The 14,843-nt window shown below is 70.9% G+C and carries 11 protein-coding genes and 2 pseudogenes; 10 read left to right on the top strand and 3 right to left on the bottom strand.

The window, feature by feature from the left end; translation table 11 throughout:
* The first annotated feature begins 17 nt into the window (after positions 1–17).
* The 6 genes from ACFQUV_RS05155 (at position 18) to ACFQUV_RS05130 (ending at position 6,744) form a co-directional block, all read left to right on the top strand.
* On the top strand, positions 18–671 hold the full coding sequence (locus tag ACFQUV_RS05155; protein ID WP_129609718.1) for a 3-oxoacid CoA-transferase subunit B: 654 nt from the start codon (positions 18–20) through the stop codon (positions 669–671).
* A 20-nt stretch (positions 672–691) separates the two neighbouring features.
* Entirely contained in the window at positions 692–1,894 is a 1,203-nt protein-coding gene (gene pcaF, locus ACFQUV_RS05150) for a 3-oxoadipyl-CoA thiolase (protein ID WP_129609720.1), read from the top strand.
* A gap of 115 nt (positions 1,895–2,009) precedes the next feature.
* Entirely contained in the window at positions 2,010–3,392 is a 1,383-nt protein-coding gene (locus ACFQUV_RS05145; RefSeq protein ID WP_129609722.1) for an MFS transporter, read from the top strand.
* A 249-nt stretch (positions 3,393–3,641) separates the two neighbouring features.
* Positions 3,642–4,499, top strand: a complete 858-nt coding sequence (locus tag ACFQUV_RS05140; protein WP_244601630.1) for an aldo/keto reductase — start codon at positions 3,642–3,644, stop codon at positions 4,497–4,499.
* Positions 4,500–4,913: 414 nt separating this feature from the next.
* On the top strand, positions 4,914–6,359 hold the full coding sequence (locus ACFQUV_RS05135; protein WP_129609724.1) for a cation diffusion facilitator family transporter: 1,446 nt from the start codon (positions 4,914–4,916) through the stop codon (positions 6,357–6,359).
* Between the two features lie 133 nt (positions 6,360–6,492).
* Positions 6,493–6,744: an exodeoxyribonuclease VII small subunit gene (locus ACFQUV_RS05130; RefSeq protein ID WP_129609725.1), complete on the top strand. Its 252-nt coding sequence runs from the start codon at positions 6,493–6,495 to the stop codon at positions 6,742–6,744.
* 13 nt (positions 6,745–6,757) lie between these two features.
* Here the strand turns inward: ACFQUV_RS05130 and ligD (ACFQUV_RS05125) are convergent, their stop codons facing one another.
* Together ligD (ACFQUV_RS05125) and ligD (ACFQUV_RS05120) are read right to left on the bottom strand one after the other, a co-directional pair.
* Entirely contained in the window at positions 6,758–7,852 is a 1,095-nt protein-coding gene (gene ligD / locus ACFQUV_RS05125; RefSeq protein ID WP_378394597.1) for a non-homologous end-joining DNA ligase, read from the bottom strand.
* Positions 7,853–8,177: 325 nt separating this feature from the next.
* Positions 8,178–8,960 (bottom strand): annotated as a pseudogene (gene ligD / locus ACFQUV_RS05120) (non-homologous end-joining DNA ligase); the annotation flags it as partial.
* 136 nt (positions 8,961–9,096) lie between these two features.
* Here ligD (ACFQUV_RS05120) and ACFQUV_RS05115 point away from each other — a divergent pair.
* Positions 9,097–9,327, top strand: coding sequence for a hypothetical protein (locus tag ACFQUV_RS05115; RefSeq protein WP_378394299.1), 231 nt, complete (start codon positions 9,097–9,099; stop codon positions 9,325–9,327).
* A gap of 53 nt (positions 9,328–9,380) precedes the next feature.
* On the opposite strand, the pseudogene ACFQUV_RS05110 reads toward ACFQUV_RS05115, so the two are convergent.
* Positions 9,381–9,791 (bottom strand): annotated as a pseudogene (locus ACFQUV_RS05110) (DNA polymerase ligase N-terminal domain-containing protein); the annotation flags it as partial.
* A 636-nt stretch (positions 9,792–10,427) separates the two neighbouring features.
* Between ACFQUV_RS05110 and dxs the strand changes: the two are divergent.
* The 3 genes from dxs to ACFQUV_RS05095 all read left to right on the top strand — a co-directional run bounded on the left by dxs (position 10,428) and on the right by ACFQUV_RS05095 (position 14,595).
* The gene (dxs, locus tag ACFQUV_RS05105) at positions 10,428–12,359 is read left to right on the top strand and encodes a 1-deoxy-D-xylulose-5-phosphate synthase (RefSeq protein WP_111387600.1); all 1,932 of its coding nucleotides are present in this window, start codon (positions 10,428–10,430) and stop codon (positions 12,357–12,359) included.
* 221 nt (positions 12,360–12,580) lie between these two features.
* The gene (locus ACFQUV_RS05100) at positions 12,581–13,360 is read left to right on the top strand and encodes a TlyA family RNA methyltransferase (RefSeq protein WP_129609727.1); all 780 of its coding nucleotides are present in this window, start codon (positions 12,581–12,583) and stop codon (positions 13,358–13,360) included.
* Positions 13,357–14,595: a class I SAM-dependent RNA methyltransferase gene (locus ACFQUV_RS05095; protein ID WP_129609729.1), complete on the top strand. Its 1,239-nt coding sequence runs from the start codon at positions 13,357–13,359 to the stop codon at positions 14,593–14,595. The genes ACFQUV_RS05100 and ACFQUV_RS05095 overlap by 4 nt, the downstream gene beginning before the upstream one ends.
* Positions 14,596–14,843: the final 248 nt, after the last annotated feature.

The raw sequence follows: 14,843 nt of genomic DNA, 5'->3' as shown, positions 1-14,843 counted from the left end.
CCGCGGAGACCGCCAGCATGAGCGATGTCATCCAGCGCCTGACCCGCAAGCAGATCGCCGCCCGCATCGCGGCCGACATTCCGGACGGCTCCTATGTCAATCTCGGCATCGGGGCGCCGACCGAGGTGGCGAACTGCCTGCCGTCCGGCATCACCATCATCCTGCACACCGAGAACGGCCTGCTCGGCATGGGACCGACCCCGCCCCCCGGCGCGGAGGACCCGGATCTGATCAACGCCGGCAAGCAGTACGTCACCGCCAATCCGGGCGCCGCCTATTTCCACCACGCCGACTCCTTCGCGATGATGCGCGGCGGCCATCTCGACTATTGCGTGCTCGGTGCTTATCAGGTTTCCATCACCGGCGATCTCGCCAACTGGCACACCGGCGCCGCCGACGCGATCCCGGCGGTCGGCGGCGCCATGGACCTGGCGATCGGCGCCAAGTCCGTCTTCGTGATGATGGACCTGCTGACCAAGGCGGGCAAATCCAAGCTGGTGTCACGCTGCACCAGCCCGCTCACCGGCATCGGCTGCGTCAAGCGGGTCTACACCGACCACGCGATCTTCGACATCACGCCGCAGGGGACCGTCGCCCACGACCTGGTCCCCGGCCTCACCTTCGAGGCACTCGAAAAACTGTGCGGGGTGCCGCTGCGACGCGGCACCTGACCCGCCAAGAGGAGACGTCCATGACTTCCGCCTTCATCTGCGACGCCATCCGCACCCCGTTCGGCCGTTATGGTGGCGCCCTCGCGTCGGTGCGTGCCGACGATCTCGGCGCCACGCCGATCACCGCCCTGATGCGGCGCAATCCGCAGGTCGACTGGGCGGCGGTCGGCGACGTCTTCTACGGCAACGCCAACCAGGCCGGTGAGGACAACCGCAACGTCGCCCGCATGGTGGCGCTGCTCGCCGGCCTGCCCGAGACGGTGCCGGGCGTCACCGTCAACCGCCTGTGCGCCTCGGGCCTCGAGGCGGTAGGCCAGGCGGCGCGGGCGATCGCGTGCGGCGAGATGGACCTCGCGGTGGCGGGCGGCGTCGAGAGCATGACGCGCGCGCCCTTCGTGATGGGCAAGGCGGCGACGCCGTTCGCGCGCGACGCCCGCGTCTACGACACCACCATCGGCTGGCGCTTCGTCAATCCGCGCATGGAGAAGCAGTACGGCACCGACTCGATGCCGGAGACCGCCGAGAACGTCGCCACCGACTTCGCGGTGTCGCGGGCCGACCAGGATCGCTTCGCCCTGCGCAGCCAGGACAAGGCGGCGCGCGCCCAGGAGAACGGCACGCTCGCCGACGAGATCGTCGCGGTGGAGCTGCCGCAGAAGAAGGGCGAGCCGCTGCGCGTCGAGCGCGACGAGCATCCGCGCGCCACCACCATCGAGGCGCTCGCCAAGCTGCGCCCGATCGTGCGGCCGGACGGCACCATCACGGCCGGCAATGCCTCCGGCGTCAACGACGGCGCCTGCGCCCTGCTGGTGGCGAGCGAGGCGGCCGCGCAACGGCATGGCCTGACGCCGCGCGCCCGCATCCTCGGCATGGCGTCGGCCGGCGTCGCGCCGCGCGTCATGGGCATCGGCCCGGTGCCGGCCGTGCAAAAGCTGCTCGCCCGCCTGTCGGTCGACCTCGCGGCCATCGACGTGATCGAGCTGAACGAGGCGTTCGCGGCCCAGAGCCTGGCGGTGCTGCGCCAGCTCGGGATCGCCGACGACGATCCGCGGGTGAACCCCTATGGCGGCGCCATCGCGCTCGGCCATCCGCTCGGCGCCAGCGGCGCCCGGCTGGCGACCACCGCGGTGCACCAGCTCGCCCGTACGGGCGGGCGCTACGCCCTGTGCACCTTGTGCGTGGGCGTCGGCCAGGGACTGGCCATGCTGATCGAGCGGGTGTGACGACCGATCAGCCGCTTCGATCCGGGAGGATTCTACCGAAAGCCCCGACCTACGAAAAACGAGGGAACCTGCTCACCGACCATCCATCCCTTCGACGCAGATCGAGTACCTTCCCATGACGACGTTCCTGAAGAACAAAGCGAACTATCGCTGGGTCATTCTGCTGGCGTGCATGCTGGTCTACTGCACGTCGCAGCTCGTGCGTTGGAACTACGCCTCGATCACCAAATATCTGATGGAGGACCTCCACATCGGGAAGCCGGAGCTGGGCCTTCTCGGCTCCGCCTTCTTCTATGCCTACGCGGTCGCCCAGATCCCATGGGGGACCGCCGCCGATGTCTGGGGCACCCGACGGGTCATCCCGGTGGGCATCGGCATCCTGTCCCTGTTCCTGGCCGGCTTCGCGTTCAGCGGCACCTTCACCGAAGCGGTGATCTGGCGGGCTGCCATGGGCGTGGTGGCGGCCGCCGGCTATGTGCCGATCACCTCGGCGCTGGCGAAGTGGTTCTCCATCAAGGAGCGCGGCTTCGCGATGGAGATGTATTCCGGGCCCGGCGGCGGGCTCGGCGAGGTGCTGACCTTCCTGCTCATCCCGATCTTCGCCGTGGTGCTCGCCAAGGGCGGCCTGTTCGGCGTCACCGGATGGCGGGCCTCCACCCTGCTGATGGCGATGGTCGTGTTCCTGTTCGCGATGCTCGCCCTGCTGATGCTGCGCTCCTCGCCCACCGACCTGGGCCTGCCCTCGATCGAGAAGCAGGAGGACAAGGACGAGCACCAGACCCTGCCCTATCGCCAGACTCTCGGCATCATCGCCAAGGACCCGGCACTGTGGATCATGTCGCTGGTGTGGTCCGCCTACATGGTGGCCACCCGCCTGGTGCCCGGCTGGCTGCCGCTCTATGCCACCGACTTCTACATCCAGGAGTACGGCCTGACCAAGGAGGCCGCCATCATCGCCGGCGGCGGCATGGCGACCATGTACGTGATCGGCCGCGTGGTCGGCACCCCGGGCGTCGGCTGGATCTCCGACCGGCTGCTCAAGCGCGGCATCCCGCGGGCCGCCGTGATCGCCGCCGGGCTCGCCATCATCGCCTGCGTGTTCTTCCTGTTCACGCTGCACATCCCCAACACCATCTCGCTCGGCCTGCTCGCCTTCTTCGCCGGCGTGATCATCAACATCTTCCCGCTGGTCAATGCCTCGGCGGCCGAGATCTGGTCGGTCCGCTCGGCCGGCTTCACCATGGGCATCATCAACATGGTGGGACAGTTCGCCGGCGCCACGGCGCTGTCGGTCAGCGGCTTCATGGCCGCCACCTACTCGGTCAAGGGGGGCGCCTTCTACACCGAGTTCCTGGGCATCTGGTATCTCGGCATCGGGACGAGCATCCTGGGCGCCTTGGCGACCCTCTACATGATCCATCGCGAACGCCGCAGCGTGCTGGCCAAGGCCGCGCAGGCGGCGTCCGACAAGACGGCCGAGGCGGCACGTCCCGCCTGAGGCGGCGGCGCACCGATCGGACGCACGACGGAGCGGGGCGCCACGGCGCCCTCTTCGGTTTTCCGGCACGGGTCGGGAGGAGCCCGCCGAACCCGGCCCGAGCCGGCGCCATGCGACGGCGGCGATCCGGCCATGCGGACCATGGCACGGCCCGGCTTTCGGGGAACGGCCCCCGGCCTCCAAGTCTGGCCGGGCGGCGGCCGGTGCTGTACAGGAGGCGTCCGGTTGTTCCGTGCCGCGAGTCCCACCGTGCCGTCCGTTCCCGCCTCTCCGGTTCCCACCACCCTCCTGCCCTCCGGCGAGACCGTCCCGGTGCTCGGGCTCGGCACCTGGGGCATGGGCGAGAACCTGCGCCCCGCCGACCGCGAGGTCGCCGCTTTGCGGCTCGGTCTCGATCTCGGCATGACGTTGATCGACACCGCCGAGATGTATGCGGAGGGGCGCGCCGAGGAGATCGTCGGCGAGGCCATCGCGGGACGCCGCGACGAGGTGTTCCTGGTCGGCAAGGTGCTGCCCGACCACGCCACCCGGACCGGCACCATCGCGTCCTGCGAATCGAGCCTGGTGCGCCTCGACACCGACCGCATCGACCTCTACCTGCTGCACTGGCGCGGCCATGTTCCGCTGGCCGAGACCCTGGAGGCGTTCGAGACCCTGAAGGCGGCCGGCAAGATCCGCCATTGGGGCGTCAGCAATTTCGATGTCGACGACATGGAGGAGCTGGCGGCGCTCGCCGGCGGCGACGCCGTGGCCACCAACCAGATTCTCTACAATCCGGCTCGCCGCGGCGTCGAGTTCGACCTGCTGCCGTGGTGCGCCGAGCGCCACATCCCGGTGATGGCCTACTCGCCCATCGAGCAGGGCCGGGTGCTGAAGCATCGCGTGCTCGCCGCCGTCGCCCACCGGCACGGCGCGACCCCGGCCCAGGTGGCGCTCGCCTTCGTGCTGCGACGGGACGACGTCATCGCGATTCCCCGCTCGGGCAACGAGAAGCATGTGCGGGAGAACCGCGGCGCCCTCGATCTGCACCTCGACGCCGACGATCTCGCGGCGCTGGACCAAGCGTTCCCGCCGCCGCGACGAAAGGTGCCGCTCGAGATGCTGTGAGGCAAGACCGCCGACTTCGCCCCGTCGTTCCGAAATATGCGGAAAGGTTGGACCCCGCGGGGCGATCGAATCGGTCGGATGTCGCACCGAAATTGCCGTGAAGTCGCAGTGGCGCGGCACGTTGATGCCGCAATTGCAGGCGAGACGATTGTAGGGCGGTCGCCTCGCTCGTCCGTATCCGCTGCCGTCTCATCCCGAGGTCCCAACGGCACGGTCACGGCGGGCGTGGGCGGCCGCCGTATTTTTTCCAGCCCGTTTCGGTTATCTTGCCGCCATGGCGTCGCGCGCTCGCCGGACCTCCGCGGGCGCGTCTGCTGGTGAGCCTGCCGCTGCGGCGGACGAGGAGGCGACGTCCGCGCGGGACCACCTCACGCGGAGCCGTCGCACGCAGGACCGTCGCGAAGGATCGTTCTCATGTTGAGCAAGAAGGAGCGGGTCGCCGCGGTCTCGGTGCTTGCGAGCGGCAGCCTCGCCCTGGCCAAGTTCGCCATCGGCATCGCGATCGGCAGCCTCGCCCTGATCTCGGACGCCCTGCACAGCCTGATCGATCTCGGCGCCACGCTCGTCACCTGGTACGCGGTGCGCGTCTCCGATCGGCCGCCCGACGCCAACCATCACTACGGCCACGGCAAGGTCGAGAGCCTGGCGGCGCTGGCCGAGACGGCGCTCCTGTTCCTGCTCGCCGGCGGCATCGCGGTCGAAGGCGTGCAGCGGCTGATTCACGGCGGCTCGACCCCGGTGTTCTCGTGGATTCCGTTCGGTGTGCTGGCGGTCGAGATGGTGGTCAACGGCTGGCGCGCCCATGTGCTGCGCAAGACCGCGCGGGAGACCGGCAGCCACGCCCTGGAGGCCGATTCGCTCCACTTCGCCTCGGATCTCTACGGCTCGGTCGCGGTGATCATCGGGCTGGTGCTCGCCGCCTATGGCCAGGCGTGGGGCGACCCCGCCGCCGCACTGGCGGTCGCCGTCATCGTGGCGGCGCTCGGCGTGCGGATGAGCCGCCGCACCATCGAGTCGCTGATGGACACCGCACCGCCGGGCGTGCGCGACCGTGTCGCCCGCACCATCACGGCGATGCCGGGGATCGTGCGCGTCGACCGGCTGAGGGTCCGCACCGTGGGCGCACGGCACTTCGTCGACGTCGCGCTCGCGGTGCCGCGGACCCTGCCGCTCGATCGCGTCGCCGCCCTCAAGACCCGCCTGCACACCGCCGTGGCGAGCGCCCTCGACGACGCGGAGGCCGACGTCACCATCAGCACCACGCCGGTGGCGCTCGACGACGAGTCGGTGCAGGAGCGTATCATGGTGATCGCCCGCAACCGCGGGCTCGCGGTGCATCACCTCACCGTCCAGTCGATCGGCGAGCGACTGACCGTCGCCCTCGATCTCGAAGTGGACGGCGACATGCCGATGGGCGCCGCCCACGAGATCGCGACCGCGCTGGAGGACGCCATCGTGGCCGAGCTCGGTCCCGCGGTCGAGGTGGAGACCCACATCGAGCCGTTGCAGGCGCCCCTGACCGAGGGACGCGAGGCCCCGCCCGCCCGGGTCGCAGCGGTGGCCGACACGCTCGGCGCGCTGGTCGGGCAGCATCCGGCGCTGCGCAACATCCACGATGTGCGGCTGCGCGAGACCCCGGACGGCGACCTCGTGGTGTTCCACTGTCATGTCGATCCGACCCGCAGCGTGCTCGCCGCGCATCGGGCGGTGGACGAGCTGGAGCGCGATCTGCGCCGGGTGCAGCCGCAGGTCCGCCGCGCCATCGGCCATGCCGAGCCGTTCAACGCCGACACCTCGGTGCCGGCCGGCCAGGCGGCCGGACGAACGGCCGACCAAGCGGCCGGGCGGCCGGCGGGTTGAGGCGAGGCCCGCCGCGGCGGGGGGCTTGGTGGTGGACATTTTCCGCGGGTCGGGGTTTTCTCCGCCCCATCCGGCCGGCTCCTCCCGCCCATCCCGGTCGCCTGCCCGTCCGTCCTTCCGGAGTCGCCCGCCCATGAGCGAAAAGAAGCCCGCCGACGTCGCCACGCTGTCGTTCGAGCGCGCCCTCGCCGAGCTGGAGGGAATCGTCGGACGCCTGGAGAGCGGCGCGGTACCGCTCGAGGAATCGGTCGCCATGTACGAGCGCGGCGAGGCGCTCAAGCGCCGCTGCGAGGAGCTGCTGAGCCAGGCCGAGGCGCGGGTGCAGAAGATCACATTGGACGCCGCCGGCAAGCCCAAGGGCACCGAGCCGCTCGATATCGGCTGATCGGGCGCGCGCTTCACGTCCCCGGCAGGCGTTGCCGCACGGCGCCGAACCCCGACCACGGATCGGCCTTCAGGCGCTTCAGCCGGTCCCCGAGATTGAGCAGCGTCCAGCGCGCCGGCGACAGCCGCGCCGTCACCTCGCGCCACGCCACCGGCGTCGACACGCCGGCCCCCGGCCGCGCCCGCGGCGAGAACGCCGCCACCGCGGTGGCGCCGCGCCCGTTGCGCAGATAGTCGACGAAGATCTTTCCGGTGCGGATGCTCTTGGTCATCTTGGCGACGTAGCGGTCGGGCGCGTCCGTCGCCATCGCCTCGGCGAGCCGCTTGGAGAACGCCTTGGCGGTGCTCCAGTCGGCCCCATCGAACGGCACCACGACATGCAGGCCCTTGCCGCCCGACGTCTTGACGAAGCTCTCCAGCTTGTCGGCGGCGAGGCGGTCGCGCACCTCCTTGGCGGCATCGATCACGGCGGGCCAGCCGACCTCCGGGCCGGGATCGAGATCGAACACCAGCCGGTCGCAGACGTCGACACGGTCGATGGTCGACCCCCACACATGCACCTCGAGCACGCCGGCCTGCACCAACGCCGCGAGGCCGTCGAGGCTGTCGATGGCGATCAGCTCCTCGCCGCCGTCGTCGACCGCAAGGATGCGGCTGCGGTCGAAGGTGGCATGGGCGTGCTTCTGCACGAAGCATTCGGAGCCGACGCCGCTCGGACAGCGCAGCAGCGCCAGCGGCCGCCGCACCACATGGGGCGCCATCCAGTCCCACACGGTGGCGTAGTAGTCGACGAGGTCCTGCTTGGTGATGTCGAGGTCGGGCCAGTAGACCCGCTGCGGATTGGTGAGCTTGGGGGCGCCTGCCGACGCGGCCCGGCCGCCGCTCTCCCTCTTCCCGCTCGTGCCCGCGGCACGGCCGCGGCTCTCCCTCTCCCCGCCTGCGGGGAGAGGGTCGGGGTGAGGGGCAGAGATCTCGTGAGGGGGCGAGATGTGGCGATGCGGAGGCGGGGGGGGGGGGGGGGGGGGGGGGCGGGGGGGGGGGCGGGGGGGGGGGGGGCCCCCAGATCTCGTGAGGGGGCGAGATGTGGCGATGCGGAGGCGCCCCCTCACCCGACCGAGCTGCGCTCGGTCGACCTCTCCCCGCTCGCGGGGAGAGGTCAGGACGGGAAGCACGGCCGCGGCTCTCCCTCTCCCCGCCCGCGGGGAGAGGTGAAGACCGCCGGGGCTCCGCGGAGACAGACGAGGACCGTGACGACGATCTGCTGGCAGGCCGACGACCTGTCGTCCCGTCCCGCGACGACGCCGACTTCGATGATGCCATCACATCCTCCACCTCGGTCGCCGGCACCGGCGACGCCGTGACCGGCGTCTCCACCACCACCTCGTGCGGAGACTTGTCCTCGCGCAATCCCTTGAAGGCGGCGTGGCGCACCAAGCCGCTGCCGGTGCGGCCGCGCAGCTCCGCCTCGATCACCACCGCGGGCTCGACCCACACCATGTCGCGACGGCGCTCGTCGCCCGGCAGGCTGGCGAACGGCATGGTCTTCCGCCGCAGCGGATCGAGGCGGCGGAACAGCTCACGCGCCGTCTTCTCGGTGTAGCCGGTGCCGATCCGTCCGAGATAGCGCAGGGCATCGTTCTCGTAGGCGCCCACCGCGAGCGCCCCGACCGCGCGCGTCGAGCCGGTGGCCAGACGAAAGCCGCCGACCACCAGCTCCCGGCGGTCCGCACACTTGCTCTTGATCCAGTCGTGGCCGCGCCCGGAGCGGTACGGCGCGTCGGCGCGCTTGGACACGATGCCTTCGAGACCCATGCGGCACGCATGGGCATGCACCACGGCGCCGGAGTCGGCGAGATGATCACTGAAGCGCAGCACACCGTCTACCGGCGCCGCGCCGAGAAGCGCCGCGAGCGCCGCCTTGCGCTCCGCCAGAGGTCGCCCCGTGAGGTCGCGTCCGTCCTGATGCAGAAGGTCGAAGACGTTGTAGACGAAGTCGTCGCGCCCGGCTTCGAGCGATGCCTGAAGCGCCGCGAAGTCGGACAGCCCCGCCGCGTTCTCGACCACCACCTCGCCGTCGATCAGCGCCGTCTCGGCCGGTAGCGCCGCGACCGCACGGGCGACGGCGGAGAACCGACGGGTCCAGTCGAGCCCCTTGCGGGTCAGCAATGTCACGCGCCCGTGGTCCAGCCGCGCCTGGATGCGGTAGCCGTCGAACTTGATCTCGTGAATCCAGCCCGGCCCGTCCGGCGGCGCCGCCACGAGCGTCGCGAGACACGGCGGCACGACATCGGGCAGCGGGTCGGCGCCCGCCTTTCGCGCCGCGCGCGACGAGCGTTTCGGCGGCGGGGTCGTCTTGGGTCGCCGCGGTGGGCTCGCGCCAGGGCGCGCCGATGCCGGCGCCGGCTCGGTGTCGGGCGACGCCTCGCGGCGCGACGAGTGCCACACCGCGGCGGCCTTCACGGCCGATCGCCGCTTCGGCTTCGCGCCGGCCGCGATCTCGTCGAGCGAGCGCGCGGTCGCCACCGACAGGGTCGCCTCCTCCAGCAGATCCGGATCGGACGGCGTGCGCGCCGCGGCGTCGTAGCTCTTGATCAGCAACCAGTTCTCGGTGCGCTCGCCCCGGCGCGGCGCCATCCGCACGAGATTCCAGTGGCCCTTCAGCCTCTCGCCTTCGAGCGTGAAGCCGAGATGGCCCTTGGCGAGCCCCGCATGCGGGTCGCCGTCCGGCACCCAGCGGCCGCGGTCCCACAGCATCACGGTGCCGCCGCCATACTGACCCTTGGGGATGGTGCCCTCGAAGCCGCCGTAGTCGAGCGGATGATCCTCGACCGCGACGGCGAGCCGCTTCTCGCCCGGCACCAGGCTGGGGCCACGGGTCACCGCCCAGCTCTTGAGCACGCCGTCGAGCTCCAGACGAAAGTCGTAGTGCAGACGCCGCGCCGCGTGCTTCTGCACCACGAAGCTGTCGCCGCGGCGACGCGCCTTGCGGCCGCGCGGCTCCGGCGTCACGTCGAACTGTCGCTTTCTCCGATAGACGTCGAGCGCCATGTCCGACGTACTCCCACTCGTGTCGCCGCCGGCGGCGCCTCAGCCGACCTTCTTCATCGACCGAGACACGGGCGCATGCGGCGTCCCCGCGCAAGCGGATAACCCTTGATCCGATCCTCCTCGGGAACCGGATCGCCGGTTTCCGCGTCGACCAAGTCGGTGCGAACCCGATGGCCTGTCGTGCGACTAACACTGTTGAAACGGATGCGCTGCAATGTGGAGACGACCGGAACCAAGGCGGCCGCCCAGGACACCGAGGAGTACGTCAGGTAACCCGTCCAATATGCACGTAGAGCCATCTCGAACCCGGGTTGCCGTGAAGTGGAAGCGAAGGTGCGGGCGCACGTGAGTTTCGGAAGGTCCCGACGATCATCACTTCGACGTCGAGAAGAACATCGAGGACGGCGAGCCCGGGTCGGCGCGGTTCTCGTAAACGCGAACCTGGGATCGGAGAGCTCATGTCAACAGCTGTTGACATGAGGACGAGGGTGAACGCTGAATAGTGGCACCCGGTTCCGCCCCTCCGCGGCGACTTCGGTCGCCGACGGAACTGGCCGGCGCCGTTTGTCAGACTGCGCCGATCTGGTGTAAGCCCTTGACAGGAATTCGTTGTCGACCCCCGCGGGAGGTAGTCATTTGCCCCAGTCATCCAATACTCCGTTGCTCGATCGCGTGATCTTCCCGGAGGACCTGCGTCGTCTGGAGACGAGCGAGCTGCGTCAGCTCGCCGACGAGCTGCGCCAGGAGATGATTGCGGCCGTATCCCAGACGGGCGGGCACCTCGGTGCCGGGCTCGGTGTGGTCGAGCTGACGGTCGCGCTCCACTACGTGTTCTCGACACCCGAGGATCGCCTGATCTGGGACGTCGGCCATCAGGCCTATCCACACAAGATCATCACCGGGCGGCGCGATCGCATCCGCACGCTGCGCCAGGGCGGCGGCCTCTCCGGCTTCACCAAGCGCAGCGAGAGCGACTACGACCCGTTCGGAGCCGGCCACTCGTCGACCTCGATCTCGGCCGGCCTCGGCATGGCGATCGCACGCGACCTCGGCGGCAAGAAGAACCACGTCGTCGCGGTGATCGGCGACGGCGCCATGTCGGCCGGCATGGCCTACGAGGCGCTCAACAATGCCGGCGCCATGGACTCCAACCTGATCGTGGTGCTGAACGACAACGACATGTCGATCGCGCCGCCGGTCGGCGCGCTGTCGGCCTATCTGGCCCGGCTGATGACCGGAAAGTCGTATCTGTCGCTGCGTGAGATCGGCAAGCAGGTCGCCGCTCATCTGCCGCGCCGGCTGCACGAGCAGGCGGTGCGCGCCGAGGAGTTCGCGCGCAACATGATCACCCACGGCGGCACGCTGTTCGAGGAGCTCGGCTTCTACTATGTCGGGCCGATCGACGGCCACAATCTCGACCACCTGCTGCCGGTGCTGAAGAACGTGCGCGACGCCAAGCGCAAGGGGCCGATCCTGGTCCACTGCGTGACCCAGAAGGGCAAGGGCTATCCGCCCGCCGAGGTGTCGGCCGACAAATATCACGGCGTCGTCAAGTTCGATGTCGCCACCGGCGCGCAGGTCAAGTCCAACGCCAAGGCGCCGTCCTACACCAAGGTGTTCGCCGAGGCGCTGGTGCAGGAGGCCCGCAAGGACTCCAAGATCGTCGCCATCACGGCGGCGATGCCGTCCGGCACCGGGCTGGACCTGTTCGGCAACCTGTTCCCGACCCGCTGCTTCGATGTCGGCATCGCGGAGCAGCACGCCGTCACCTTCGCGGCTGGTCTCGCCACCGAGGGCTACAAGCCGTTCGTCGCCATCTACTCGACCTTCCTTCAGCGCGCCTATGATCAGGTCGTCCACGACGTCGCCTTGCAGAAGCTGCCGGTGCGCTTCGCCATGGACCGCGCCGGGCTGGTCGGCGCCGACGGCGCCACCCACGGCGGCTCCTTCGACGTGGCGTATCTCGGCTGCCTGCCCAACATGATCCTGATGGCGGCCGCCGACGAGGCCGACCTCGTCCACATGGTGGCCACCCAGGTCGCCGTCGACGACCACCCGACCGCGCTGCGCTACCCGCGCGGCGAGGGCATGGGCCTGCCGATGCCGCTCGAAGGCCAGCCGCTGGAGATCGGCAAGGGCCGCATCGTGCGCGAGGGCCACAAGGTGGCGCTGCTCTCCTACGGCACGCGGCTGGCCGAGTGTCTCGCCGCCGCCGACGAGCTGGCCGCCCTCGGCCTCTCCACCACGGTCGCCGACGCGCGCTTCGCCAAGCCGCTCGACACCGACCTCCTGCTCCGCCTCGCGCGCGAGCACGAGGTGCTGATCACCATCGAGGAGGGCTCGGTCGGCGGCTTCGGCAGCTTCTGCCTCCAGGCCCTGGCGGATCACGGCGCCCTCGACCGCGGCCTCAAGGTGCGCGCCATGGTGCTGCCCGACATCTACATCGATCACGACACCCAGGCGGCCATGTACGCCGTGGCCGGGCTCGACCGCCGCGGCATCGTCGCCAAGGTGTTCGAGGCGCTCGGCAAGGACATGGCCAAGGAGACGGTGAAGAGCAGCGCCTGATCCGCATGGCGGAGGCACCGGCCGGTGCCTCGCCCGGCAATTCTCCGGACGGCCGGGGCTCGCCCGGCCGTCGTCGTTTTCGGCTCGTCGTTCGCCCCGCGCCACCGTGCGACGCACGGGCTTGACCCGGCCTCCCGTCCCCCGCAAGAACAGCATCCGCTCCGACGCGGCGTTTCGCCCTGCCCCCGGGCGACTCCGCCGACCGAACGAGACCGCTGCCCATGTCCCTTCGCTTGCGCGCCCCTCGCCTGCGCGCCGACCGCCTGCTGGTCGATCGCGGCCTGTTCGAGAGCCGCACCCGCGCCCAGGCGGCGATCGCGGCCGGCCTCGTCTCCGCCGATGGTGCCCGGGTGGCGAAGCCCTCCGACATGCTGCGCCCCGATGCCGTGATCGAGGCCGCACCGGCCCATCCGTTCGTGTCCCGCGGGGCGCTGAAGCTCGCCGCCGGGCTCGATGCCGGCCGCATCGACCCCGCCGGACGGGTGTGCCTGGACGTCGGCGCCTCGACGGGCGGCTTCACCGAGCTGATGCTCTCGCGCGGCGCCCGCAAGCTCTATGCGGTCGATGTCGGGCGCGACCAGCTCCACCCGCGGCTGCGCCAGCATCCCCGGGTGGTGTCGCTGGAGGGCACCGACATCCGCAGCCTCGTCCCCACCGCCTTCGACGCACCGCCGTCGCTGGTAGCCGTCGACGTCTCGTTCATCCCGCTCGCTCTGGTGCTGCCGGCCGCCCTGGCGCTCGCCGCGCCGGACTGCGACCTCGTCGCGCTGATCAAGCCGCAGTTCGAGGCCGGCCGCGAGCATGTGAAGAAGGGGCTGGTGCGCGATCCCGCCGTCCATGCGGCGGTGTGCGACAGCGTCACCCTGCTGGTGCGTCGGCTCGGCTGCGTCGTCGGCCCGCTGCTGCCCTCGCCGATCACCGGCGGCGACGGCAACCACGAATTCCTGCTGGTGGCCCGCCGCGGCACGCCGGCGGCCTCGACGCCCGCGAGTGACTCATGACCGAGCGCCTCACCATCGACCGCCTCGGCCGCCGCGGCGACGGCGTCGTCGACCTGCCGGACGAGCCCGTCTTCGTGCCGTTCGCGCTGCCCGGCGAGACCGTGACGGTGGAGCCGATCCCCGGCCATCCGGACCGCCGCCGGCTGGTGCGGGTGGAGACCGCGAGTCCCGCGCGCATCGCGCCGATCTGCCCGCATTTCGGCGTCTGCGGCGGCTGCGCCACCCAGCATCTCGGCTGGGACCTCTACCGGGACTGGAAGCGCGGGCTGGTGGTGGAGGCGCTGCGCACCGCCGGGCTCGAGGCCGCGGTCGGTGACCTGATCGACGCCCACGGCGAAGGTCGCCGCCGGGTGGTGCTGCATGCCCGCCGCGGCAGCCACGACATCCTGGAGGTCGGCTTCTCGGCCCAGCGCGCCCACGACATCGTGCCCATCGATCGTTGCCCGGTGACCGCCCCGGCGCTCGCCGGCGCCATCGAAACCGCCTGGGCCATCACCGAGGCGGTGCAGCCGCTGAAGAAGCCGCTCGATATCCAGATCACCGCCACCGACGGCGGCCTCGACGTCGACGTCCGCGGCTCCGGCCCGCTGACGCCCGGCCGCACCCGGGCGCTCGCCGCGGTGGCCGAGACCCGCCGGCTCGCCCGCCTCACCCGCCACGGCGAGCTGGTGGTGCAGCGCACGGCGCCGACCGTGACCATCGGGCGCGCCACCGTGGCGCTGCCGCCCGGCCTGTTCCTCCAGGCGACCGCCGAGGGCGAGCGCCAGCTCGCTCGCCTGGTCGACCGCCATGTCGGCGAGGCGAAGAGCGTCGTCGACCTGTTCGCCGGGCTCGGGCCGTTCACGCTGCGGCTCGCCGAGCGCATGCGGGTCCGCGCCGCCGAGATCGATGCAGCCAGCGTGGCGGCGTTGACGCGGGCGGCCGCCACCACGTCCGGCCTCAAGCCGGTGACCGCCGAGGCGCGCGATCTCTTTCGCCGGCCACTGGTCGCCGCCGAGCTCGGCAAGGTCGATGCGGTGGTGTTCGATCCGCCGCGCCAGGGCGCCGAGGCGCAGGCCCGGGCGCTTGCCCAGAGCAAGGTGCCGGTGGTGGTCGCGGTCTCGTGCAACAGCGCCACCTTCGCGCGCGACGCCGCGATCCTCGTGGCGGGCGGCTACCGGCTGACCGACGTGACGCCGGTCGACCAGTTCCGCTTCTCGTACCACGTCGAGATCGTGGCGCGGTTCGTTCGCTAGAGCATTGTCCGGCGAAGTGGACGCCGGTTCGCCGTCGACAATGCGGTCACGCAAGGACTTCTAGAGCGACAGCCGATCCACCTGGAGCGGGTGCATGGGCATGGCTGGCGGGCCACCCCCAGCACCACCTCTCCCCGCGGGCGGGGAGAGGTCCACGCGCGAAGCGCGGCGGGTGAGGGGGCGTCACCGCCATTGAGACACCGAGGCCACCGCAGCCCCTCACCCCCACCCTCTCCCCGCTTCGCGGG

Source organism: Rhodoplanes sp. P11 (genome assembly GCF_964266735.1).
GTDB lineage: Bacteria > Pseudomonadota > Alphaproteobacteria > Rhizobiales > Xanthobacteraceae > Rhodoplanes > Rhodoplanes serenus.
This window is presented reverse-complemented; position numbering and strand designations above follow the sequence as displayed.

Excerpts from the sequence above, each read along its gene's own strand:
- ACFQUV_RS05155 (WP_129609718.1), top strand. The coding sequence starts at position 18 with ATGAGCGATGTCATCCAGCGCCTGACCCGCAAGCAGATCGCCGCCCGC.
- pcaF (WP_129609720.1), top strand. The coding sequence starts at position 692 with ATGACTTCCGCCTTCATCTGCGACGCCATCCGCACCCCGTTCGGCCGT.
- ACFQUV_RS05130 (WP_129609725.1), top strand. The coding sequence starts at position 6,493 with ATGAGCGAAAAGAAGCCCGCCGACGTCGCCACGCTGTCGTTCGAGCGC.
- ACFQUV_RS05100 (WP_129609727.1), top strand. The coding sequence starts at position 12,581 with ATGTCCCTTCGCTTGCGCGCCCCTCGCCTGCGCGCCGACCGCCTGCTG.
- ACFQUV_RS05135 (WP_129609724.1), top strand. The coding sequence starts at position 4,914 with ATGTTGAGCAAGAAGGAGCGGGTCGCCGCGGTCTCGGTGCTTGCGAGC.
- ACFQUV_RS05095 (WP_129609729.1), top strand. The coding sequence starts at position 13,357 with ATGACCGAGCGCCTCACCATCGACCGCCTCGGCCGCCGCGGCGACGGC.
- ACFQUV_RS05145 (WP_129609722.1), top strand. The coding sequence starts at position 2,010 with ATGACGACGTTCCTGAAGAACAAAGCGAACTATCGCTGGGTCATTCTG.